The sequence below is a fragment of the Herbiconiux sp. genome, assembly GCF_023264855.1.
Lineage (GTDB): Bacteria > Actinomycetota > Actinomycetes > Actinomycetales > Microbacteriaceae > Herbiconiux.
Genome location: NZ_JAHFUW010000014.1, coordinates 19825 through 41351, shown reverse-complemented (window position 1 = coordinate 41351; position 21527 = coordinate 19825). Strand labels below are relative to the sequence as shown.

The following is a 21527-nucleotide window of genomic DNA, read 5'->3' as shown; positions in this document are numbered from 1 at the left end:
AGCAATGAGCATCATTCAGTATTTTCAGGAGGCAACCATGCGACTTCATTCCCCTACAGTGCGTCCTCTGGGCGCCGCCGTACTGGCTCTGGCCGGCCTCGGCCTGCTGAGCGCATGCTCGACAGGAGGCGGCGGAGGCACACCCCTGTCGTTCTCCGTGGGTGAGTGCCTGAACGACTCGGACCTCACGGGCGAGGTTCGCGACGTACCCCGCGTCGACTGCTCCGAGCCGCACGACTCGGAGGTCTACCACGTGTTCGACGCGGTGGGCAAGGGCGCCGATGAGATGTATCCCGACGACGACGACCTCGCCTCGCAGGCCGATGAGGGGTGCGCCGAGGCCTTCGCCGGTTTCGTCGGAGTCGACATCAGCGAATCCCGGCTGAACTACGCCAGCTACACGCCCTTACTCTCCAGCTGGTATGAAGACCACGGGCGCGAGATCAGCTGTGTCGTCTTCGATCCCGACGGTCAGACAACCGGATCGCTCGAGAACGCGGCTCAATAGACCTCAGTGGGCCTGGAGCGTGCGCAGACGGGTCAGCAGCTGGTCGCGCAGCTCTTCGGGGGCGGTCTCCTTGCAGGCACGCTGCACGGTCTGCGTGAGCACGATGCCGATGTGGAGCTCCGACTGGCAGCCTTCGCAGGTCTCCAGGTGGTCGCGGATATCAGCCGCATCCGTCTTGCAGATCTCGTTTCGCAGATACTCTTCGAGTTCGGCACGGGCTTTGTTGCAGCCGCAGTCAGTCATTTCTTGCTCCCTTTCACGGAGGCGACGGCCAGTCCGCGTTCGCGTGCGTAGTCGGTCAGAAGCCCCCGGAGAAGTCGTCGGCCACGATGCAGACGGCTCATGACGGTGCCGACAGGGGTCTTCATGATGTCGGCGATCTCCTGGTAGGAGAAACCCTCCACGTCGGCCAGGTATACGGCCAGGCGGAAGTCTTCGGGAATCGACTGCAACGCCTCTTTGACGTCGCTGTCGGGCAGGTGGTCGATCGCTTCGGCCTCGGCCGAGCGGCTCGAGAGCGCCGCCGTGACCGATTCGGCCGATCCGAGCTGCCAGTCCTCCATGTCGCTGGTGGAGCCCTGGTAGGGATCGCGCTGCTTCTTGCGGTAGGTGTTGATGAACGTGTTGGTGAGGATGCGGTAGAGCCACGCCTTGAGGTTCGTGCCCTGCTCGAACTGACCGAACGCGGAATAGGCCTTCACGAAGGTCTCCTGCACGAGGTCTTGCGCATCCGCCGGGTTGCGGGTCATCCGCAAGGCCGCGCCGTAGAGCTGATCGAGGAACGGGATGGCCTGCTCTTCGAAAAGGGCGCGGGGATCAGGGGTGGGAGTGCTCATCGTGGCCCAGTCTACGACCGGAGCCTCCAGCACTGCAGTTGTCGTCAAACGCCTGACCTCCAAGGGTGTTCCGTGGTTCCGCCGGCCTCCACGCAATTCGTCAGCCGACTATTCTGATAACCGATGCCTGTCTCGAGAAATTCCATCCCGCAGTTCAACCCCTACGGCGATGACGCACCACAGACCGCCGAGGAGCACTGGGCCGCGCCCCGCGCCCACTCCCCTCTTCGCGCCACACTCGCACTGCCCGGCTCGAAGTCGCTCACGAACCGCGAGCTCGTACTCTCGGCCCTGGCCGATTCGCCGTCGGTGCTGCGGGCGCCGCTGCATTCGCGCGACAGCGACCTCATGGTCGAGGCGCTTCGGGCCCTCGGCACCACGATCGTGCCGGTGGAGGGTGACGGCGGCTACGGCCCCGACCTGGCGATCACCCCGGCGGATGAACTGTTCGGCAGCACCACCATCGACTGCGGTCTCGCGGGCACCGTGATGCGGTTCCTCCCACCCGTCGCCGCTCTGGCCCTCGGCCCCACCACCTTCGACGGCGACGAGGGGGCCCGGCGCCGCCCGATGGCCACCACCATCACCTCGCTGCGCGAACTCGGCGTCGACATCGGTGACGACGGCCGCGCCGCGCTCCCGTTCACCGTGCACGGCAGCGGCCGGGTCGCCGGGGGCGAACTCACCATCGACGCCTCGAGCTCGAGCCAGTTCGTGAGCGGCCTGCTGCTCGCGGCGGCACGCTTCGAGGAGGGCCTCGAGCTTCGGCACGAGGGCTCCCGTCTCCCCTCGCAGCCGCACATCGACATGACCATCGCCGCCCTCCGCGCCCGCGGCGTCGAGGTCGAGAGCAGTGGCGACGGTCGCTGGAGCGTGCGCCCGGGCCGCATAGCCGGAGCCGATGTGGCCATCGAGCCCGACCTCTCCAACGCCGCTCCGTTCCTGGCGGCGGCCCTCGTGGCCGGAGGCAGTGTCACGATCACCGGCTGGCCGGCCTCAACCACGCAGGTCGGTGCCGATCTCGCCGACATCCTGCCGCTGTTCGGCGCCACGGTGAGCCGTGACGGCGACCGCCTCACCGTCACCGGCGGCGACAGCATCAAGGGCATCTCGATCGACCTCAGCACCGGGGGCGAACTCGCACCCGCGATCGTCGCTCTGGCGGCGCTGGCCACCGAGCCCAGCGAGATCACCGGGATCGGCCACATCCGGCACCATGAGACCGACCGGCTCGCCGCGCTGGCGACCGAGATCAACGGCCTCGGCGGTCAGGTCACCGAACTCCCCGACGGTCTCGCCATCACGCCCGCTCCCCTGCACGGCGGCCTCTGGCAGAGCTATGCCGACCACCGGATGGCGACGGCCGGCGCCATCATCGGCCTCGCGGTCGACGGCGTGCTGATCGAAGACATCGCCACCACCGCGAAGACGCTGCCGCAGTTCCCCGAACTCTGGCGGGGCATGCTCCCGGGTGGCGCATGAGCTGGTGGTCCGACGACGACGAGGATGACGACGAGCCGGAGTTCGACGAGTCGACGATCCGGGTGCGCCCGAATCCCAAGGGCAACCGGCCGCGCACGAAGACCCGGCCCGAGCACAAGGACGCGCTGGCCGGCCGGATCATGACGGTGGACCGCGGCCGATTTTCGGTGCGCGTCGATCAGGACACCCCCGAGGAGCGCGAGATCACGGCCTCCCGCGCCCGCGAGCTCGGCCGCAACACCATCGTGACCGGCGACTGGGTCGACCTCGTCGGCGACACCTCGGGCGACCCGGGAACGCTGGCCCGCGTGGTTCGCGTGCACGAGCGCAGCACGCTGCTGCGCCGCAGCGCCGACGACACCGACGAGGTGGAACGGGTGATCGTAGCGAATGCCGATCAGATGCTGATCGTGGTGGCGGCCGCCGATCCGGAGCCTCGCGCCCGCCTGATCGACCGGTATCTCGTAGCGGCCTTCGACGCGGGCGTCGCTCCCATCCTCTGCATCACCAAGACCGACCTGGCCGACCCGGCTCCGCTGCTCGCCCAGTTCGACTGCCTCGACATCCGGGTGGTCACGCTCTCCCGCGATGCGGTGCCGATGGAGGAGCTGACCGATCTGCTCGTCGGCCACACCACCGTGACCGTGGGCCACTCCGGTGTGGGCAAGTCGACCCTCGTCAACGCCCTGGTACCGAGTGCGCTGCGCGCCACCGGCGTGGTGAACACCGTGACCGGGCGCGGACGCCACACGTCCTCGTCGACGGTGTGCCTGCGATTGCAGGCCCCCGACGGCCGGTCCGGCTGGATCATCGACACCCCGGGCGTTCGATCGTTCGGCCTGGGCCACGTCGACCCGGCGAACATCCTGCGCTCCTTCGCGGCGACCGCGCACGTGCCGGCGGGCGACCCGCCCGACGGCATCCCGCTGAGCGAGGCGCACGACTGGGAGATCATCGACCGGGTCGAGGCCGGTGAACTGGGCGAGAGCGGCAAGGCGCGGATGGAGTCGCTGCGCAAGCTGCTCGACACGCGCGGCTGACGGAGCCCCGCTCCTGGCACTCGCCTTCGGTGGCGCTCGCCGGTGCGGCTGAGCCGGTCACCGCTCCCGCTAGCCTGGACGCGTGAACCAGAACGCGCCCGCCGCCCCACAGTCTTCCTCGACCGACCTCGCCGACGACCTGGCGCTCGCCCTCCGACTGGCCGACCGGGCGGATGCCGTGTCCCGATCCCGCTTCCGGGCCACCGATCTGCACGTGACCACCAAGCCCGATCGCACGCCGGTGACGGATGCCGACCGCGCCGTCGAGCAGGCCATCCGCGGCGAGCTCGGCGCAGCGCGCCCCGACGATTCGGTGCGTGGCGAGGAGTTCGGCACCGGCGGCGGCGCGGCCGGCAGCGTCCGGCAGTGGATCATCGACCCGATCGACGGCACCGCCAACTTCATGCGCGGGATCCCGGTGTGGGCCACGCTCATCTCCCTGGCCATCGACGGCGTTCCGGTGGTGGGAGTCGTGAGCTCCCCGGCGCTCGGCCGCCGCTGGTGGGGCGCGCGGGGCCTCGGGGCTTTCACGACGGATGCTCTGGACGCCACTCCGGATGTCGCGCGCCCGATCCGCGTCTCGGGCATCAGCACCCTCGCCGATGCGTCACTCAGCTACAACAGCCTCAAGGGATGGGACGAGGAGGGCCGGCTCGACGACCTGACCCGTTTGAGCCGTGCCGTCTGGCGCACCCGGGCGTACGGCGAGATGTGGTCGTACATGATGGTGGCCGAGGGCCAGCTCGAGATCGCGGGCGAGTTCGACCTGCAGCCTTACGACATGGCCGCCCTGGTGCCCGTGGTCGAGGAGGCCGGTGGGCGCTTCAGTTCGGTGGGCGGTGTGGACGGCCCGTGGTCGGGCAGCGCTCTGGCCACGAACGGGCTCGTGCACGACGAGGTCGTCGCGCTGCTCGGGGGTCGTGCGGCGTCGAATTGACCCATCGAACGGATCACCCCCATAATGGTCACGCGGAGGCGCTCACAGGCTCCTCTCAGGCATCTTCTTCCCTAGGACCGGAGGCCATCATGGCGATCACCTCTTCCCCCCGCACATCTTCGCGACTGCTCGCAGCGGCCGGCGCCGTTCTGGCTCTCGGACTCACGCTGTCCGGCTGCACGGCGCTCTTCCCGAGCTCCGCCCCGCCGGCGACCGACTCGCAGACCGGTGAGGAGATCGAGCAGACCGACACCGACGTGTTCGCGCTGTCGGTGGGCGACTGCCTCAACGACACCGAGGGCACCGAGGTCAGCGAGGTGCCGATCGTCGATTGCAGCGTGGAGCACGACTTCGAGGTCTACTACGACTTCTCGATCGCCGACGGCGATTTCCCGGGTGACGACGCCATCAATGCTCAGGCGGAGACCGAGTGCCAGGCCGGCTTCGAGGACTTCGTGAAGGTCTCGTACGACGACTCGATCTACGGCTTCACCTACTTCACCCCGACCGAGGGCTCGTGGACCAACGGCAACGACCGTCTCGTCTCGTGCCTGATCGGCGACCCGAACGGAAAGGTCACCGGCAGCCTCGCCGGTGCGGCTCAGTAGCGCCATCCGCTCGAACGAAGGGCCGGCCCCCACGGGGACCGGCCCTTCGTCGTCGGAGCATGGTCAGAACGTGGCCGTGAAGCTGCCCATCACGTGCTCGATGGCCGGCAGATCGGCCTCGCTCGCGATCGCGACCGTGACCACCAGAACATAGCTGGTGTCTTCGGGGTAGGCGACCACGATCACGTAGTCGCTCTGGCCGCCGCAGCCGGAGTAGTACTGGTACTTGCCCTCGTACACACCGTCGGAGTAGTCGTCGGTCGTGCCGCTCGCGCACTGAGCGGTGAGGTTCGAGTAGGAGTCGAAGATCACCTGCGGGTCGAGCGAGGCGGCATCCGTCGTGGGTGAAGCCTGCAGCGTCACGCCTGAGGTGCCCCAGCTCTCCTCGAACTGCTGCAGATTCGTGCTGGCCCGCACATCGAGGAACTCGCGCCCCGCTTCGGTGGTGACAGGCGCCCCGTCGATGTCGGTCCAGTCGGTGGGAACCTCCACGCTCAGCACACCCGTGTCATCGGTGATGGTGGTGTAGCTGCGCCCGTCGTCTTCACCCGTCGAGGTCGATCCGACCCCCGGGATCGTGACCTGCTCGAGCGGCTTGCCGTTGAACTGACCGCGATAGAGGGCGTCGTCGTCGGGCCGGTAGACGTCGACGTCGATGGTCCCGTCGGATCCCTGGGTGCGGATGACATCGCAGTACTCCTGGAGCGTTCCCTCGGCCGCCAGGGTCTTGCCCGCCATGCGCAGCAGCACGTCGCCGGGAAGCAGGCCCGCGGCATCCGCCGGCGAGCCGGCCTTCACCGAGCTGACCCACACCCCGAGCGACTCGCCCTGGTCGTCCAGCGGCAGCGCCTGCGCGTTCACGCCGAGGCTCTGCACGTCGTCGCCGTCGATCAGCTTCTGCACCACCGACTCGGCCTGGTCGCGGTGGATGGCGAAGTTGGAGTCGAGCTCGGCCACGCTGGCGTAGTTGACGCCCACGACCTCGCCCTGGGCATTGACCAGAGGGCCGCCGGAGTTGCCGGGGCGGATCTTGGCATCGTGCTCGATGGTGTGATCGATCGACGCCCAGGCGGTCTGACCAGCGGTGTCGTTCTTGGAGACGATCCCCTTGGTGAGCGTGAACTCGGGGTCGCCCAGCGGGAATCCGGCGGCGTAGACCTCTTCGCCGGTGGTGATGTCGCCCTTCTGCCAGCCGAGGAAGGGGAAGCCCTCTCCCTCGACCTTGATCACTGCGAGATCGAGGCACTCGGACGAACCGAGGATCTCGGCGTTGTACTCCGTGTCGCCACCGCCGACGTGCACCTTCATCGTGCCCGCCCCCACCACCACGTGGTTGTTGGTGACGGCCAGGCCGTCGGAGGAGATGAAGAAGCCCGAGCCGAGGCCCGCCTGCTCTTCGGTCTGACCGTTGTCGGGGTTCGCGAACGTTCCCTCCGACTCGATCTGGATCGTGGCGGACTGCACGCCCGAGAAGTCGCTCGCGCCCGAGGCGGCACCACCACCGGCGCTGCAGGCGGCCAGGGTGCCGCCGAGGAGCACGAGGGGAACGAGGGCCGCAATTCGGGTGGCCAAGGGTGGGCGCATGGTGGTCTCTTCCGGTCGATTGTCATGAGGGATGCTCAGTGACTCGATTGTAGACGGAAATGACATTTCTTCACCACCCGGTTTTCGCGACCGCGTTCTCACCACTTAAGCTGGAACGGATGCGACTTCTCCTGATCCGACACGGCCAGACCATCGACAACGTCAACGGTGCGATCGGCACGGTCGTCCCCGGCCCCGGCCTCACCGAGCTCGGACTCCGGCAGGCCGCCGCCGTGCCCGGGGCGCTCGCCGACGAGCGCATCGACGCCATCGCGGTCTCGACCATGCGCCGCACCCACCTGACGGCCGCTCCCCTGGCCGAGACCACCGGGATCGAGCCGCAGATCGTCGAGGGCCTGTTCGAGATCACGGCGGGCGAGCTCGAGGGCCGCTCCGATCAGGATGCCGTGCAGACCTACATGCGCACGATCTTCTCCTGGTGGACCGACTTCGATGCCCGCATCCCCGGCGGCGAGAACGGCACCGAATTCCATACCCGCTACGACCGGGCCATCTCGTCGCTGTACGACGCGCATCCGAACGGCACCGTGGCCGTGTTCAGCCACGGCGCGGCGATCCGCACCTGGGCATCGTGGTCGGCGCGCAACATCGACGCCGACTTCAGCCGCGGCCGCACCCTGGAGAACACCGGCATCGTGACGCTCGAAGGCTCGCCGGCCGAGGGCTGGGTCGCCACCCATTGGCAGGGCACCCCGCTCGGCGGTGTCGCCCTGGAAGACGCCTCGGCACCCGATCCCACCGGCGAGGCGACCGCACGGTGAGCGCGACCCCGCCACTGACTGCCGCGCAGTTCGCCGTGTGGGCGGACTTCGTGCTGGCATACACGCGCACCATGCGCCTGGTGGAGGGGCGCCTGCGAAGCAGCGTCCGCCTCACCTGGGCGCAGTACGACGTGCTGTACAACCTGCATTCCCACGTGGAGGGCCGGATGAGCGTGGGCGAGCTGTCGAAATCGCTCCTGTACTCCAGCGGATCGGCGAGCAATCTGATCCGCAGCATGGTGACGGCCGGCCTGGTGGAGCGCTCGGTGTCGACGCACGACCGCCGGGTGTCGGTCGTCGCACTGACCGGCCTCGGCCGCGAGACCGCGGAGACGGCCACGTCACAGGTGCTCGAGGTGGTGGGGGCCGAGTTCGCGGCGAAACTCGGCGAGACTGAGCTGCCGGCGGTGGCGGACTTCCTGCGCCGCATCCGTTCGGCCGACTCGGGGCTGCGCGAGCCGCCCTACGAGCTCCCGGCGCAGCTGGCACCGCGGTAGTGACTCGAACAACGTGCGACAGCGGCCGAATGGTGGAGATGGGGGGAATTGAACCCCCGTCCACTGCTGTGATTCTGCGCCTTCTACGGGCGTAGCCTGTACAGACGTTCTACTCGGCTCCGACCTTTGCTACAGGCACCTAGGTCGACGAGCCCAGCCACAGTGCAAGTCCCGCGTGACCCTGAGACACGATCACGCAGCAATCTCTCTAGATAATGCCGGAACCCGGGTAGAGAGCATTCCCGGACCGACAGTTGCTATTTAGCTAGAAGGAAGACCTACGCTGCGAGAGCGAAGGTGGCCTTCTTGGCCGCAACAGTGCTGTTTGAATTGGCACTTATATTTTGCAGAGATCGTTTACGAGATAACCCTGCATCCTCGACCCGCTTCTCGCAGTTTCGCAGGCAATGTCGAAACCGATCATCCCCCTGCCGGGTCGCTGTCGCACGCTGTTGAGTTTTCAAACGCTGCCGGGCGAACCCGGAGCAGCCCTCCATACTACGACATTTCGTGATCGCATGAGCCATGCAGCCGCATGGAATATCGTGGAGACCATGCCTGAGACGATCATCACCGTGGCCGGGAGCCATCAGCTCCGCCACAATCCGGAGCGGGCGCGGGTGCGCATCGGCATCGGCTTCGAAGGCTCCAAGCGCGACAGTGTTCTGGCTGCCACGCGGGCCGCCCACGAATCGCTCACCGGTTCGCTGGAGACCCTCCTCGACGAAGAGGCCGGCCCGGTGATCACCTGGCACTCGGAGGAGATCCGGGTGTGGGGGCAGAGGCCCTGGAGCCAGGACGGCACGCGACTGCCCGTGGAGTTCCACAGCGCCGTGTTCCTGGATGCCGAGTTCGACGACTTCGAGGCGCTCTCCGAGTGGATCGACGTCGTCTCCATCCGCGAGGGCATCGCCGTCGACGGGATCGAGTGGCTGCTCTCGGAGGAGACCAAGGCCGGGCTGGAGAGCGAGGCCCGCCAGGGTGCGATCTCCGACGCCCTCACCAAGGCCGGCGAATACGCCCGTGCCCTCGGACTCGGCGAGGTGACGCCGCTCTCCATCTCCGATCCGGGACTGTTGGAGAACCCCGGCGCGGTGGCCCACGGCCTGCCTCTGGCGGCGATGGCCCGCTCGGCGGCACCGGCGGGTGGGGGCGGGATGGAGTTGCGCCCGAGCGCCCTGGTCATCGAGGCCACCGTTCACGCACGCTTCTCGGCAGCTTCTCCGGTCGCGCGCTCGTGAGCGGGCCAGCACCTACGCTGCCCGACCTGAGCGGCAAGACCTTCGTCGTGACCGGCGGGACCGGTGGCCTCGGCTACTGGGAGAGCGAGCAGCTGGCCTCCGCCGGCGCGACCGTGGTGATCGCCGCCCGCACGCCCGAGAAGGGCGAGGCCGCACTCGCCTCACTGCGCCGGCACGTTCCCTCGGCGGGCGCCCGTGCGAGCTTCGTGCGCCTGGACCTCGCCGACCTCGCCTCGATCGCCGACGGGGCAGCCGAGCTGGCCGCGTTGCCCCGAATCGACACCCTGATCGCCAACGCCGGCATCCTGTCGACCGGCGGTGGACGCAGCACCACGGCCGATCGCTTCGAGACCATGATCGGCACCAACCTGCTCGGGCACGCAGCCCTGATCGCGCGCCTGCTGCCGTCTCTGCGGGCCCAGGATACCGCCCGGATCGTGCACCTCGGCAGCATCAGCCACGAGTTCTTCCGGCTCGATCTCGACGACCTGCAGAGCAACCGCACCCCGTTCCGCCAGTTCCGCAGCTACGGCCGATCCAAGCTCGCGGTGATGACCTACGCCTTCGAACTGGACCGGCGCCTGCGCGCGAACGGCTCGACCGTGGCCAGCCTGGTGGCGCATCCGGGGTTCTCGGTCGATGAGCTGAGCCCGCCCCGCGACATCCTGCCGGCTCCCAAGACCGGCAACCCGGTGTCGCGCGCGGCGTACCGGCTGATCGGGCAGGGCAAAGACGCGGGCGCCAGGCCGATCGTCGCCGCCGCGACGGACGCTGCGGCTGCCGGTGGCCAGTACTGGGGCCCGGATGGCTGGCGGCAGTTGAAGGGCGATCCCGCGGTGGTGGGCGCGAAGGCCTACGCCCGCGACCGCACCATGGGCCGCACGCTGTTCGCCCGCGTCGAGGAGCTCACGGGCGTCTCACACGACCTCCCGGCCTGAGGCCCAGGGCCGAGCGCCGACACGCCCGAGAGCCTCAGTCGCCCAGGTTGCGGCGGCTGGACATGGCGCGGGCGGCCTCACGCTTGTCTTGACGCTCGCGCAGCGCCTGGCGCTTGTCGTACTCGCGCTTGCCCTTGGCCACCGCGATCTCCACCTTCGCGCGCCCGTCGCTGAAGTACAGCTGCAGCGGGACGAGCGTGTAGCCGCCCTCTTTGGTCTTGTTGTGGATCTTGAGGATCTGCTCTTTGTGCAGCAGCAGCTTGCGCTTGCGACGGGGCGGGTGGTTGTTCCACGTGCCTTCGTTGTATTCGGGGATGTGCACGGCATCCAGCCACGCCTCTCCCCCGTCGATGTAGGCATAGCCGTCGACGAGCGAGGCACGCCCCTCGCGCAGGGACTTCACCTCGGTGCCGGTGAGCACGAGTCCCGCTTCGTAGGTGGTCTCGATGGTGTAGTCGTGTCGCGCCTTGCGGTTGGTCGCGACGACCTTCTGTCCGCGTTCGCGTGGCACGGGTACTCCTTAGGACGGATCTGACGGATGCTGCTGCCGAAATACGGCAGCCCACCATTCTAGACCCGCAGGTACCGGGTGATCGCGAACTTCGCCGAGAGGGCCGCGAGCACCGCACCGCCGACGATCAAAATCGGGATCACCAGGAACGCATCCGTATCGCTCACGAACGAGGTGAACGGCAGTTGCACGCTCAGATAGCCCTGCACGAAGAAGCGCACGATCGCCCAGATGGCGACGCCGGCGAGCACCGAGCCGATCAGCGACGCGATGATGCCCTCGAGGATGAACGGCGTCTGGATGAACCTGTTCGAGGCGCCGACCAAGCGCATGATCCCGAGTTCTCGCCGTCTCGAGAAGGCCGAGAGCCGGATCGTGGTGGCGATCAACAGCACGGCGGCCACGAGCATCAGACCGGCGATGCCGATGGCCGTGTAACTGGCCGCACTGAGGATGGAGAAGATCTGCTCGAGGTAGCTGCGCTGGTCCGTGACGCTGTCGACACCGGCGAGGCCGGACAGGCTCTCGACCAGCACGTCGGACTGCGAGGGGTCTTTGAGGTTCACCCAGAAGGTCTGGCTGAGCAGGTCGGCCGTCACGTACTCGGTCACCGGGTTGCCGGCGAACTGCTTCTGGAAGTTCTCGAAGGCCTGCTCGTGGTCTTCGAAGTAGTACTTGTCGATGAACGGCGCCAGCGTGGGCGAGTCGAGCTGCGCCTGCACGGCCGCGATCTGGTCTTGCCCGGCCTCGCCGCCGGCGCAGTTCTCGCCGCCGGAGGTGGCGGTGCACATGTAGACGGCCACCTGGGCCTTGTCGTACCAGAAGTTCTTCATCTGGCCGATCTGCATCTGCAGCAGGATGGCCGCGCCCACGAAGGTGAGCGAGATGAAGGTGACGAGCACGACGGAGATGACCATCGAGACGTTGCGGCGGAGGCCGGTACCGACCTCACCCAGGATCAGTGCGAATCTCACGTCGTCGGCCCCACGTTCTGGTCGTTCGCCGGGTCGGCCGGGGCGCCGGGGGCGCGCAGGCCGAGCTTCTCGGCGAGGGTGAGCGATTCGGTCGCCGGGTCGGCGGGATCCGGATGCTGCTGCTCGGGGAGGTGCTGGGGAGGCATGGGCGGCGGGGCGTACGCCGGCTGCGCGGGTTGCGCCTGCACGGGCACGGGCTGGGAATGCACCGGCTGGGCCTGCGCCGCCTGTGCCGGTACCGTCACCGGCTCGCGCACGGCCGGCTGCTCGGGCGCGGGAACCTGCGGCGGCAGCGGCTGCACGGGGCTGGTGTTGCCACCCGGGGTGTGCGGGCGCGCCGGGCCGACCGGGCGCACCAGGCCATCGCCCAGGGCGATCTCGGCGGTCAGTCCGCTGTCTTGCAGGGCGATCTCGGCGGTCATGCCGTAGCCGCCCTGGTCTTCGTCGCGCACGATCTGGCCGGTGACCAGCTCGATCACGCGGCGCTTCATGTGGTCGACGATCGCGTTGTCGTGGGTGGCCATGACGACGGTGGTGCCACCGGCGTTGATCCGCTCGAGCACCGTCATGATGCCGGCCGATGTCGAGGGGTCGAGGTTACCGGTCGGCTCGTCGGCCAGCAGGATGGCGGGCTTGTTCACCACGGCGCGGGCGATCGCCACGCGCTGCTGCTCTCCGCCGGAGAGCTCGTGCGGCAGGCGGTTCGCCTTCTCGGCGAGACCGACCATCTGCAGCACATCCGGAACCGCCTCCTGGATGAAGCCGCGCGACTTGCCGATCACCTGCAGGGTGAAGGCGACGTTGTCGAACACGTTCTTGCCGGGCAGGAGCCGGAAGTCCTGGAACACCACGCCGAGGTTGCGCCGGAAATATGGCACCTTGCGGTTGGAGATGGTGTTCAGGTCTTGACCGAGAACATGGATGCTGCCCGAGGTGGGCCGGTCCTCCTTGAGGACGAGCCGGAGGAAGCTCGACTTGCCCGACCCCGAGGCGCCCACCAGGAAGACGAACTCCCCGCGCAGGATCTCGAGGTCGATCGAGTCCAGGGCTGGCCGCTTGGTGCCCCGGTAGGTCTTGGTTACGCGATCAAACCGAATCATGACGTGATGACTCTAAGCAGGGTCATCCGGAATCCCCGGCACGACGCGCTGGACACCCGGATTCATAGAATTCACATGTTCGGCGGCGGCGCCGGCCCGCGGATGCGCGACTCAGTCGTGCTTTTGCTTACGCCACTTGATGCCGGCGTTGATGAAGCCGTCGAGGTCGCCGTCGAACACGGCCGAAGGGTTGTTGACCTCGAAATCGGTGCGCAGGTCTTTCACCATCTGGTAGGGCGCGAGCACGTAGCTGCGCATCTGGTCGCCCCAGCTGGCCGTGATGGTGCCCGCCAGCTCCTTCTTCTGCGCCGCCTCCTGCTCGCGCTGGATGAGCATGAGCCGCGACTGCAGCACGCGCAGCGCGGCGGCCCGGTTCTGGATCTGGCTCTTCTCGTTCTGCATCGAGACCACCGTGCCGGTGGGGAGGTGCGTGATGCGCACGGCGGAGTCGGTGGTGTTCACCGACTGGCCGCCGGGGCCGCTGGAACGGAAGACGTCGACCCGGATGTCGCTCTCCGGGATTTCGATCACGCCGGCTTCTTCGATCAGCGGGATGACCTCGACCGCGGCGAAGCTGGTCTGGCGTTTGCCGGCGGCGCCGAACGGGCTCATCCGCACCAGGCGGTGCGTGCCCGCCTCGACGCTCAGGGTGCCGAAGGCGTAGGGAGCATCGATCTCGAAGGTGGCCGACTTGATGCCCGCCTCCTCGGCGTAGCTGGTGTCCATCACCGTGGTGGAGTACTTGTGCTGCTCGGCCCAGCGCAGATACATGCGCATCAGCATCTCGGCGAAGTCGGCGGCATCCACTCCCCCGGCGCCCGAACGGATGGTGATGACCGCGGGCCGGGCGTCGAACTCGCCGTTCAGCAGGGTCTGCACCTCGAGCTCGCCGAGCACCTTCTGGATCGAGGCGAGCTCGACCTTGGCCTCCTCGGCCGACTCCTCGTCGCCGGCCTCGTTGGCGAGCTCGATAAGCACCTCGAGGTCGTCGAGCCGGCTCTGGATGCTGTCGATCTTCGCCAGCTCGCCCTGCCGGTGGCTGAGGGCACTGGTGACCTTCTGGGCCTTCTCGGTGTCGTCCCAGAGGTCGGGGGCGCCGGCCTCCTCACTGAGGCGCGCGATCTCGGCCGTGAGGGCGTCGACGTCGACGACCGAGCGGATGTCGGAGAAGGTGGAGCGGAGGTGGGCGATCTGTTCGCTGAGGTCAAGGTCAAGCATTATGAGGAACAGTCTAGTGAGAGGGGCTGGGCGGCGGCCCGGGTCGGTGCTTAGCAGGCGTAAAGTAGTTGCAATGACCACTGCGGCGGATGACGGATTCCGGTTCCGGTCGATCGCCGTGCCCGCCCTCATCCCCTCGTTCCTGTTCGGTATCGGCGAGGGCGCGGTGATCCCGGTCATCCCGGCGGTGGCCTCCGGGCTCGGCGCCGACCTGGCCGGTGCCGGTTTCGTGGTGGCCATGCTCGTGGTGGGGCAGCTCGTGGGCGACATCCCGAGCGGCGCACTGGTGGCCCGCATCGGCGAACGGGCGGCGATGATCGCCGCCGCCGTGCTGTCGATGGCCGCGATGGTGCTGGCGCTGCTCGCGCCCGGCATCGTGCAGCTGGGCGTCGCGGTGTTCGCGCTCGGCCTCGCGGCCTCGACGTTCGCGCTGGCCCGCCAGGCGTTCATGACCACGTTCGTTCCCGCGCGCATCCGGGCCCGCGCGCTCTCGACGCTCGGCGGATCGTTCCGGGGCGGGATGCTGGTGGGGCCCTTTCTCGGCGCCGGCCTGATCGCGCTCACCGGCTCGGTGGAGACGGCCTTCGGTGTGCAGATCGTGGCCGCGCTGGCCGTGATCGTGCTGCTGGTGGTGATGCACGACCCGATGGCCGTGCGGGAGCGGGCCGCCCGCCCGGTGCCGACCGCCACCGGCGGGGTGCCCCTCGCGGCGAACCCGGGCCTGTTCCGCACCATCTGGCAGAACCGGGGAGCGTTGGTGCGGGTGGGCAGCGGCGCCGCCGTGGTCGGGGCACTCCGCGCCAGCCGGATGGCCATCCTGCCGCTCTGGGCCGTGAGCATCGGGCTGGAGGCACAGACCACCGCGCTCGTGATCGGAATCGGCGCGGCCGCCGACTTCGCCCTGTTCTACACCAGCGGCCAGATCATGGATCGCTTCGGCCGCCTCTGGAGTGTCATCCCCTCGATGGTGGGCATGGGACTCGCCCTCATCGGGCTCGCCTTCACGCACGATCTCGGCGCCGCGGTGCAGTGGTTCGTGGCGATCTCGATCCTGCTGGGCGTAGCCAACGGCGTGGGCAGCGGCATCATCATGACGCTGAGCGCAGACCTGGCGCCGCGCGCGAACCCGGCGCCGTTCCTCGGCGCCTTCCGCTTCACCGCCGACGCCGGAGCGGCCGCCGCACCGCTGATCGTCTCCGCGGTGGTGCTGGTGGCCTCGCTCCCCGTCGCCGCCGCGCTGATGGGCCTGGTGGGACTGGCGGGAGCCGGCATCCTGGTGCGGAACGTTCCGCGATACGTGCCGCATCCGCGTTCCTCGAGCTGAACCGTCCCGCCGCGCGGGCCGCGTCGGCTGAGGATGGGCCGAACAAGCACCCCCTACACTGGAATTCGCCCTTGCGGGAGTGGTGAAATTGGCAGACACGCAGGATTTAGGTTCCTGTGCTTTCGAGCGTGAGGGTTCAAGTCCCTTCTCCCGCACTCGCATCGCTGTCGACTGGAGAAACCGCACGTGATTTCCGCCGTCCCCACCGCCCTCATCCCCTGGCTCGACCCCAACACCCTGCTGGGCGGCGTGTTCGGTCCGGTCGCGCTCCTCGTGGTCTGCGCCATCGTCTTCGCCGAGACCGGCCTGCTGGTCGGCTTCCTGCTGCCGGGCGACACCCTGCTGTTCTTCACCGGCGTGCTCGCCGTGGGCGGCAAGTTCGGCATCGACATCTGGTGGGTGTGCCTCGCGATCTCGCTGGCCGCGTTCCTCGGCGGCGAGGTGGGTTACCTGATCGGGCACAAGCTCGGCCCGCGCGTGTTCGAGCGCAAGGAATCGGGGCTCTTCAGCGTGCGCAACGTCGAGCGCACCAACGCCTTCTTCGAGCGTTTCGGAGCCCTCGCCGTCATCATGGCCCGCTTCGTGCCGATCGTGCGCACCTTCGCCCCGATCGCCGCTGGCGTCGGCCACATGAACTACAAGAAGTACTCGCTCTACAACGCCATCGGCGCCCTCATCTGGGGCTCGGGCATCGTGCTGCTCGGCTTCGGCCTCGGCCAGATCGAGCCGGTGCGCGAGTTCACCGAGAAGTACCTCGACATCGTGCTGATCGGCGTGGTGGTGCTCACCATCGTGCCGACGGTCTTCCACTACCTGCGCGAACGCAGCAAGGCCAAGAAAGACGCGGATGCCGCCGTCTCCGAAGAGGTGGAGATCACCGGCGCGGCCGAGCGCCTCACGCTCGAGCCCGAGGTCTTCGGCACCGATACCGAGAAGTAGCCCCGTCGCACCCTAGAGGTGCGAGTGGTCTTCGTGGCGGGCGTGCTCGGCGGGCTCGATCTGGAAGGTGGAGTGCTCCACGTCGAAGTGCGACGAGAGGCAGCCGCCCAGGGCGTCGAGCAGCGGGCCCGTCTCGCCGCGCTCGAAGACGGCCTTCTCCACCACCACGTGGGCCGAGAACACGTACTGCCCCGAGGTGATGGCCCAGATGTGCACGTCGTGCACGTCCACCACGCCCGGCTCGTCGAGGATGTGCTGGCGGATGGCCTGCACGTCCATGTCGGAGGGCGTCGACTGGTTCAGCACCCCGACCACGTCGCGCAGCAACGAGACCGCCCGCGGCACGATCATGGCGGCGATCAGCAGCGAGGCGATCGCATCCGCCTTCTCGAAGCCGGTGGTGAGGATGACGATGGCGGCGAGGATGACGGCGATCGACCCGAGCAGGTCGCCCAGCACCTCGAGGTAGGCGCCGCGCATGTTGATGGAGGTCTTCGCACCGCCGCGCAGGATCATCAGCGACACGAAGTTCGCGACCAGGCCGATCCCGGCCACGATCAGCATCAGCTGCCCCTTGACCTCTCCGGGTTCGGAGGAGATCAGGCGGCTCACCGCCTCGAACGTCACGAAGGCGGCCACCACGATCAGGATCAGGCTGTTGACCAGCGCGCCGAACACCTCGGCACGCTGGTAGCCGTAGCTGTGCCGCTCGTTCGCCGGGCGGGCCGCGACGATGGTGGCGATCAGCGCGACGATCAGGCCGATCAGGTCGGAGAGCATGTGGCCGGCGTCGGCGAACAGCGACAGCGAGCCGGTGAAGAACGCCCCGACGCCCTCGACCACGAGCACGGTGGCGACGATCGCGATGGCGATCGAGAGCCGCCGGCGGTTCGCCCCGGCGCCGTGGTTGTGCCCGTGCCCGCTGTGGCCGCCGTGGCTGCGCTCGGGAGCGCCGGTCACGTGCTCCGTGGCAGGGCCGCAGCCGCCGGCATCCGGATGCTCGTGGGGCTCGGTCTGGTTCGTCATCACCACAACGCTAGCCGCCCGGAACACCGCGGGGCCACCATTCGCCCTAGTCAGTAATGAGGCTCATTCTCAGCATCGGGACGGCGGCATCGAACGCCCGGGCACGGTGGCTGACGGCGTTCTTCTGCTCGGCCGTGAGCTGGGCGGCGGTGACCTCGAGGCCCTCCGGCACGAAGATCGGATCGTAGCCGTGGCCCTCGGCGCCCCGCGCCGCCGTGGCGATCGATCCCGGCCAGGAGCCCGAGACGACCTGCTCGAATCCCGTCTCCGGCACGACCAGCGCGATGTGGCAGGCGAAGCGCGCCGCACGGTGCTCGGGCGCGATGTCGGCGAGCTGATCGAGCAGCAGCTCGAGGTTGGCCTGGGCGCCGCGGCCGTGACCGGCCCAGCGCGCCGAGAAGATGCCGGGCGCCCCACCGAGCACGTCGACGCAGATGCCCGAGTCGTCGGCCAGCGCCGGCAGCCCGGTGTGGGCTGCGGCCGCGCGCGCTTTGATCAGCGCGTTCTCGTCGAAGCTCGTGCCGTCTTCCACCGGCTCGGGGCCGTCGTACGCCACGATCTCGAGCTCGGGCAGCATCCGCCCCAGGATGCCCTGGAACTCCCGCACCTTGTTGGCGTTGTGGGTGGCCAGCACCACGCGCATCCGAATGCCCCCTACTCGGCCGGCGCCGCGAGCACGGCGGTCTGCAGCTCGGCGAGCTCGGTCGTGCCGATCAGCGCCAGGTCGAGCAGTTCGTTCAGCTCGCTGCGGTCGAAAGGCGCACCTTCGGCGGTGCCCTGCACCTCCACGAAGAGGCCGCGGCCGGTGACGACCACGTTCATGTCGGTCTCGGCGCGCACGTCTTCGGTGTAGGCCAGGTCGAGCATCGGGGTGCCGTCGATGATGCCCACCGAGACGGCCGACACCGAGTCGAGCAGCGGCTGCGACTTCTGGCCGATGAACTTCTTGGTGCGCGCCCACTCGATGGCATCGACGAGGGCCACGTAGGCGCCGGTGATCGCCGCGGTGCGGGTGCCCCCGTCGGCCTGCAGCACGTCGCAGTCGATCACGATGGTGTTCTCCCCCAGCGCCTTCATGTCCACCACGGCACGCAGCGAGCGGCCGATCAGGCGCGAGATCTCGTGGGTGCGGCCGCCGATGCGGCCCTTCACGGCCTCGCGGTCCATCCGGTCGTTCGTGGAGCGGGGCAGCATCGCGTACTCGGCCGTGACCCAGCCCTTGCCCGAGCCCGACTTCCAGCGCGGCACCCCGTTGGTGAAGCTGGCGGTGCACAGCACCTTGGTCTTGCCGAACGAGACCAGCGCCGAGCCCTCGGCCTGGTCGCTCCAGCCGCGCTCGATCGTGACCGTGCGCAGCTGGTCGTTCGTACGGCCGTCCTTACGGGGTTTGCTCGGTGCGGCGGATGCGGTGCTGTCGGTCACGGGTTTCTCCTGAGAGTCGGGGGGATGGGGATGACGCCGGTCTCGACGAGTTCGACGGATGAGACTTCGGGGCCGAGGAAGTGCTCGGCCAGGCGGATGAACTCCTGGGCGCTGCCGCCCGTGGCTTCGTAGCGGTAGGTGGGGCGCGCGGGCGAGGTGCGCTCGATGCCGGTGCGCACGAGCGTGCGGTAGACGTCGTTGGCGGTCTCGGTGTCGCTGGAGACCAGGCGCACGCCCTCGCCCACGACGTAGGAGATGGCGCCCTTCAGCAGCGGGTAGTGCGTGCAGCCGAGCACGAGGGTGTCGATGCCCTGATCGACCAGGGGGCGCAGGTAGCCCTCGGCCAGGGCGACGAGTTCGCGGCTGGTGGTGTCGCCGGCCTCGACGTGCTCGACGAACTCGGGGCACGCCTGACTGAACAACTCGAGGTGCGGGGCGGCCGCGAAGGCGTCGTCGTACGCGCGCGAGGCGATGGTGCCGGCCGTGCCGATCACGCCGACCTTGTTGTTGCGCGTGGTGCTGACCGCCGTGCGGACCGCCGGCTGGATGACCTCGATCACCGGCACGTCGTACCGCTCACGGGCATCCCGCAGCATGGCGGCCGACGCGGTGTTGCACGCGATGACGAGCATCTTCACGTCTTGCGCCACGAGGTCGTCGAGCACGTCGAGCGCGAAGCGCCGCACCTCGGCCAGCGGACGGGGCCCGTACGGTGAATGGGCCGTGTCGCCCACGTACAGGATGGACTCGTTCGGCAGCTGATCCCGCACCGACCGCGCCACGGTCAGGCCGCCCACCCCGGAGTCGAAGATCCCGATCGGTGCATCACTCACGGAACAACAGCCTAGCCCGCGCTCCTGGGCCGACCCTGCGCGGCGCATCCGGCACGGCCTAAGCTCGGAGGGTGACCGCGTCAACCGCCCTGCTCACCGACCGCTACGAGATCACCATGATCGATGCGGCCATCCGCGCCGGCACGCACGCGCGCCCCAGCGTCTTCGAGGCCTACGGGCGCTCGCTGCCGGGGCGCCGGCGCTACGGGATCGTGGCGGGCACCGGGCGGCTGCTCGAGCTGATCGGCCGGTTCCGCTTCGGCGACGACGAACTCGAGTTCCTGCGGCGGGAGCACGTGGTGGCGCCGGCGACGCTCGACTGGCTCGCCGACTACCGCTTCTCGGGCACGATCCGCGGCTACCGCGAGGGCGAGGCCTACTTCCCGAACTCCCCCGTGATCGTGGTGGAATCCAGCTTCGCCGAGGGCGTCATCCTCGAGACCCTCATCCTCAGCGTGCTCAACTACGACTCCTCCGTGGCCGGAGCGGCCTCGCGGATGGTCTCGGCCGCCGGTGGCCGGCCGATCGCCGAGATGGGATCGCGGCGCACCGGTGAGTGGTCGGCGGTCGCCGCCGCCCGGGCCGCCTACATCGCGGGCTTCGGCGCCACCTCCAACCTCGAGGCCGGCCGCAGCTGGGGCGTGCCCACCATGGGCACCGCCGCGCACGCGTTCACCATGCTGCACGACTCGGAGGAGGCGGCGTTCCGCGCCCAGGTGGACGCCCTCGGATCGGGCACCACGCTTCTCGTCGACACCTACGACGTGCCCACCGGCATCGACACCGCCGTGCGCGTGGCCGGGCCCTCGCTCGGCGCCGTGCGGCTGGACTCGGGCGATCTGCTCACCCTCGTCGGCGCCGTACGCCGGCAGCTAGACGACCTCGGCAACACCGGCACGAAGATCACCGTCACCAACGACCTCGACGAGTACGCGATCGCGGCACTGGCCGCGACGCCGGTCGACTCGTTCGGGGTCGGCACGTCCGTGGTCACCGGGTCGGGGCATCCGGCCGCCGGCATGGTCTACAAGCTCGTCGCCCGCCAGGGCGAGGACGGCCAGTGGGTGTCGGTGGCCAAGAAATCGGCGGACAAGGCCAGTCACGGCGGCCGGAAGCATCCGGTGCGCCTGCTCGACGCCCGGGGTGTGGCTACGTCGGAGACGATCTACGTGGGCGATTCCGCGCCGGCGGATGCTGCCGGCCGGGCCTTGCACGTGCCGCTGATGGTCGACGGGGTGGCCGAGGCGGCATTCCTCGGCGAAGCGGGGGTACGCGCCGCGCGGGCGCATCGCGAAGCCGCGCTGAAGGAGCTGCCGGATCAGGCGTTCCGCCTGGCGGCCGGCGATCCGGCGCTGCCGACGGCGTACGTCGCCGTCTGAGCGGACCTCGGGGCGGCGTGCGCTGGACCCGTGCCGCTACTCGTCGAGCAGGCGCTCGTAGATCTCTTTGCAGGTGGGGCAGATCGGGAACTTCTCCGGGTCCCGACCCGGGGTCCACTTCTTGCCGCAGAGTGCCTTGACGGGCTTGCCGGTCATCGCCGACTCGAGGATCTTGTCTTTCTCGACGTAGTGCGAGAACCGCTCGTGGTCGCCGGGATCGATGTTCTCGGTGTTGAGCAGCTCTTCGAGCTCGCGGTCGAGGGTCGTGGTTCCGCCGCCGCCGTCGGGCAGGCCGCCCGGTTCGGAGACGCGAGCGCGTGCAGGATGGTCCATGCAGACGATTCTAGA

At 68.8% G+C, this 21527-nt stretch carries 24 protein-coding genes, 1 tRNA gene and 1 other RNA gene; 13 read left to right on the top strand and 13 right to left on the bottom strand.

The window, feature by feature from the left end:
• Positions 1-37: 37 nt before the first annotated feature.
• Positions 38-508: a septum formation family protein gene (locus Q0D75_RS07860; protein ID WP_291051412.1), complete on the top strand. Its 471-nt coding sequence runs from the start codon at positions 38-40 to the stop codon at positions 506-508.
• Between the two features lie 3 nt (positions 509-511).
• On the opposite strand, the gene Q0D75_RS07855 is transcribed toward Q0D75_RS07860, so the two are convergent.
• Positions 512-751 carry a zf-HC2 domain-containing protein gene (locus Q0D75_RS07855; RefSeq protein ID WP_291051409.1) on the bottom strand — a complete coding sequence of 80 codons (240 nt, stop codon included), beginning with the start codon at positions 749-751 and terminating at the stop codon, positions 512-514.
• A complete protein-coding gene (locus tag Q0D75_RS07850) occupies positions 748-1374 on the bottom strand; it encodes a sigma-70 family RNA polymerase sigma factor (RefSeq protein WP_291051564.1) in 627 nt (208 codons plus the stop codon). The genes Q0D75_RS07855 and Q0D75_RS07850 overlap by 4 nt, the downstream gene beginning before the upstream one ends.
• Before the next feature lie 93 nt (positions 1375-1467).
• Between Q0D75_RS07850 and aroA the strand changes: the two genes are divergently transcribed.
• The 4 genes from aroA (at position 1468) to Q0D75_RS07830 (ending at position 5411) form a co-directional block, all read left to right on the top strand.
• Positions 1468-2826 carry a 3-phosphoshikimate 1-carboxyvinyltransferase gene (gene aroA, locus Q0D75_RS07845; protein ID WP_291051406.1) on the top strand — a complete coding sequence of 453 codons (1359 nt, stop codon included), beginning with the start codon at positions 1468-1470 and terminating at the stop codon, positions 2824-2826.
• Positions 2823-3866: a ribosome small subunit-dependent GTPase A gene (gene rsgA, locus Q0D75_RS07840; protein WP_291051403.1), complete on the top strand. Its 1044-nt coding sequence runs from the start codon at positions 2823-2825 to the stop codon at positions 3864-3866. Before aroA ends, rsgA begins: the two co-directional genes overlap by 4 nt.
• Before the next feature lie 82 nt (positions 3867-3948).
• Positions 3949-4803, top strand: coding sequence for an inositol monophosphatase family protein (locus tag Q0D75_RS07835; RefSeq protein ID WP_291051400.1), 855 nt, complete (start codon positions 3949-3951; stop codon positions 4801-4803).
• A gap of 89 nt (positions 4804-4892) precedes the next feature.
• Complete coding sequence (locus Q0D75_RS07830; protein WP_291051398.1) at positions 4893-5411, top strand: septum formation family protein; 519 nt, start codon at positions 4893-4895, stop codon at positions 5409-5411.
• A 63-nt stretch (positions 5412-5474) separates the two neighbouring features.
• On the opposite strand, the gene Q0D75_RS07825 is transcribed toward Q0D75_RS07830, so the two are convergent.
• Positions 5475-6983: a trypsin-like peptidase domain-containing protein gene (locus tag Q0D75_RS07825; protein ID WP_291051395.1), complete on the bottom strand. Its 1509-nt coding sequence runs from the start codon at positions 6981-6983 to the stop codon at positions 5475-5477.
• Between the two features lie 131 nt (positions 6984-7114).
• Here Q0D75_RS07825 and Q0D75_RS07820 point away from each other — a divergent pair, with 131 nt between their 5' ends.
• Entirely contained in the window at positions 7115-7777 is a 663-nt protein-coding gene (locus Q0D75_RS07820) for a histidine phosphatase family protein (RefSeq protein WP_291051392.1), read from the top strand.
• Positions 7774-8274, top strand: coding sequence for a MarR family transcriptional regulator (locus Q0D75_RS07815; RefSeq protein WP_291051389.1), 501 nt, complete (start codon positions 7774-7776; stop codon positions 8272-8274). Before Q0D75_RS07820 ends, Q0D75_RS07815 begins: the two co-directional genes overlap by 4 nt.
• 30 nt (positions 8275-8304) lie before the next feature.
• On the opposite strand, the gene ssrA is transcribed toward Q0D75_RS07815, so the two are convergent.
• Positions 8305-8702, bottom strand: a transfer-messenger RNA (tmRNA) gene (ssrA, locus tag Q0D75_RS07810).
• A gap of 126 nt (positions 8703-8828) precedes the next feature.
• Between ssrA and Q0D75_RS07805 the strand changes: the two genes are divergently transcribed.
• Positions 8829-9515 carry an SIMPL domain-containing protein gene (locus tag Q0D75_RS07805; protein WP_291051387.1) on the top strand — a complete coding sequence of 229 codons (687 nt, stop codon included), beginning with the start codon at positions 8829-8831 and terminating at the stop codon, positions 9513-9515.
• A complete protein-coding gene (locus tag Q0D75_RS07800) occupies positions 9512-10453 on the top strand; it encodes an SDR family NAD(P)-dependent oxidoreductase (protein ID WP_291051384.1) in 942 nt (313 codons plus the stop codon). Before Q0D75_RS07805 ends, Q0D75_RS07800 begins: the two co-directional genes overlap by 4 nt.
• Positions 10454-10487: 34 nt before the next feature.
• Here Q0D75_RS07800 and smpB read toward each other — a convergent pair whose 3' ends face one another.
• From smpB to prfB, 4 genes are all read right to left on the bottom strand, one after another.
• A complete protein-coding gene (smpB, locus tag Q0D75_RS07795) occupies positions 10488-10964 on the bottom strand; it encodes an SsrA-binding protein SmpB (RefSeq protein ID WP_291051381.1) in 477 nt (158 codons plus the stop codon).
• 59 nt (positions 10965-11023) lie between these two features.
• Positions 11024-11938, bottom strand: a complete 915-nt coding sequence (gene ftsX / locus Q0D75_RS07790; RefSeq protein WP_291051378.1) for a permease-like cell division protein FtsX — start codon at positions 11936-11938, stop codon at positions 11024-11026.
• Positions 11935-13038, bottom strand: coding sequence for a cell division ATP-binding protein FtsE (gene ftsE / locus Q0D75_RS07785; protein ID WP_291051375.1), 1104 nt, complete (start codon positions 13036-13038; stop codon positions 11935-11937). The genes ftsX and ftsE overlap by 4 nt, the downstream gene beginning before the upstream one ends.
• A gap of 111 nt (positions 13039-13149) precedes the next feature.
• On the bottom strand, positions 13150-14256 hold the full coding sequence (prfB, locus tag Q0D75_RS07780) for a peptide chain release factor 2 (RefSeq protein WP_291051372.1): 1107 nt from the start codon (positions 14254-14256) through the stop codon (positions 13150-13152).
• Positions 14257-14329: 73 nt separating this feature from the next.
• Here prfB and Q0D75_RS07775 point away from each other — a divergent pair, with 73 nt between their 5' ends.
• From Q0D75_RS07775 to Q0D75_RS07765, 3 genes are all read left to right on the top strand, one after another.
• Positions 14330-15580: an MFS transporter gene (locus Q0D75_RS07775; RefSeq protein WP_291051369.1), complete on the top strand. Its 1251-nt coding sequence runs from the start codon at positions 14330-14332 to the stop codon at positions 15578-15580.
• A 73-nt stretch (positions 15581-15653) separates the two neighbouring features.
• A tRNA-Leu gene (locus Q0D75_RS07770) sits at positions 15654-15735 on the top strand.
• A 34-nt stretch (positions 15736-15769) separates the two neighbouring features.
• Positions 15770-16519 (top strand): DedA family protein, encoded by a 750-nt coding sequence (locus tag Q0D75_RS07765; protein ID WP_291051561.1) that lies wholly within the window; start codon positions 15770-15772, stop codon positions 16517-16519.
• Positions 16520-16531: 12 nt separating this feature from the next.
• On the opposite strand, the gene Q0D75_RS07760 is transcribed toward Q0D75_RS07765, so the two are convergent.
• Genes Q0D75_RS07760 through murI form a run of 4 tightly spaced genes read right to left on the bottom strand, consistent with a single transcriptional unit; the run spans position 16532 to position 19800 of the window.
• Positions 16532-17545 (bottom strand): cation diffusion facilitator family transporter, encoded by a 1014-nt coding sequence (locus tag Q0D75_RS07760; RefSeq protein ID WP_291051365.1) that lies wholly within the window; start codon positions 17543-17545, stop codon positions 16532-16534.
• 46 nt (positions 17546-17591) lie between these two features.
• On the bottom strand, positions 17592-18188 hold the full coding sequence (gene rdgB / locus Q0D75_RS07755; protein ID WP_291051362.1) for an RdgB/HAM1 family non-canonical purine NTP pyrophosphatase: 597 nt from the start codon (positions 18186-18188) through the stop codon (positions 17592-17594).
• A gap of 11 nt (positions 18189-18199) precedes the next feature.
• Positions 18200-18967, bottom strand: a complete 768-nt coding sequence (gene rph / locus Q0D75_RS07750; RefSeq protein ID WP_291051359.1) for a ribonuclease PH — start codon at positions 18965-18967, stop codon at positions 18200-18202.
• Entirely contained in the window at positions 18964-19800 is an 837-nt protein-coding gene (gene murI, locus Q0D75_RS07745) for a glutamate racemase (protein WP_291051356.1), read from the bottom strand. The genes rph and murI overlap by 4 nt, the downstream gene beginning before the upstream one ends.
• A 71-nt stretch (positions 19801-19871) precedes the next feature.
• Here murI and Q0D75_RS07740 point away from each other — a divergent pair, with 71 nt between their 5' ends.
• Complete coding sequence (locus Q0D75_RS07740; protein WP_291051353.1) at positions 19872-21179, top strand: nicotinate phosphoribosyltransferase; 1308 nt, start codon at positions 19872-19874, stop codon at positions 21177-21179.
• A 36-nt stretch (positions 21180-21215) separates the two neighbouring features.
• On the opposite strand, the gene Q0D75_RS07735 is transcribed toward Q0D75_RS07740, so the two are convergent.
• Complete coding sequence (locus Q0D75_RS07735; protein WP_291051350.1) at positions 21216-21512, bottom strand: DUF3039 domain-containing protein; 297 nt, start codon at positions 21510-21512, stop codon at positions 21216-21218.
• Positions 21513-21527 lie beyond the last annotated feature (15 nt).

Excerpts from the sequence above, each read along its gene's own strand:
- Q0D75_RS07860 (WP_291051412.1), top strand. The coding sequence starts at position 38 with ATGCGACTTCATTCCCCTACAGTGCGTCCTCTGGGCGCCGCCGTACTG.
- Q0D75_RS07855 (WP_291051409.1), bottom strand. The coding sequence starts at position 751 with ATGACTGACTGCGGCTGCAACAAAGCCCGTGCCGAACTCGAAGAGTAT.
- aroA (WP_291051406.1), top strand. The coding sequence starts at position 1,468 with ATGCCTGTCTCGAGAAATTCCATCCCGCAGTTCAACCCCTACGGCGAT.
- rsgA (WP_291051403.1), top strand. The coding sequence starts at position 2,823 with ATGAGCTGGTGGTCCGACGACGACGAGGATGACGACGAGCCGGAGTTC.
- Q0D75_RS07830 (WP_291051398.1), top strand. The coding sequence starts at position 4,893 with ATGGCGATCACCTCTTCCCCCCGCACATCTTCGCGACTGCTCGCAGCG.
- Q0D75_RS07820 (WP_291051392.1), top strand. The coding sequence starts at position 7,115 with ATGCGACTTCTCCTGATCCGACACGGCCAGACCATCGACAACGTCAAC.
- Q0D75_RS07805 (WP_291051387.1), top strand. The coding sequence starts at position 8,829 with ATGCCTGAGACGATCATCACCGTGGCCGGGAGCCATCAGCTCCGCCAC.
- ftsE (WP_291051375.1), bottom strand. The coding sequence starts at position 13,038 with ATGATTCGGTTTGATCGCGTAACCAAGACCTACCGGGGCACCAAGCGG.
- prfB (WP_291051372.1), bottom strand. The coding sequence starts at position 14,256 with ATGCTTGACCTTGACCTCAGCGAACAGATCGCCCACCTCCGCTCCACC.
- Q0D75_RS07775 (WP_291051369.1), top strand. The coding sequence starts at position 14,330 with ATGACCACTGCGGCGGATGACGGATTCCGGTTCCGGTCGATCGCCGTG.
- Q0D75_RS07760 (WP_291051365.1), bottom strand. The coding sequence starts at position 17,545 with ATGACGAACCAGACCGAGCCCCACGAGCATCCGGATGCCGGCGGCTGC.
- rdgB (WP_291051362.1), bottom strand. The coding sequence starts at position 18,188 with ATGCGCGTGGTGCTGGCCACCCACAACGCCAACAAGGTGCGGGAGTTC.
- Q0D75_RS07735 (WP_291051350.1), bottom strand. The coding sequence starts at position 21,512 with ATGGACCATCCTGCACGCGCTCGCGTCTCCGAACCGGGCGGCCTGCCC.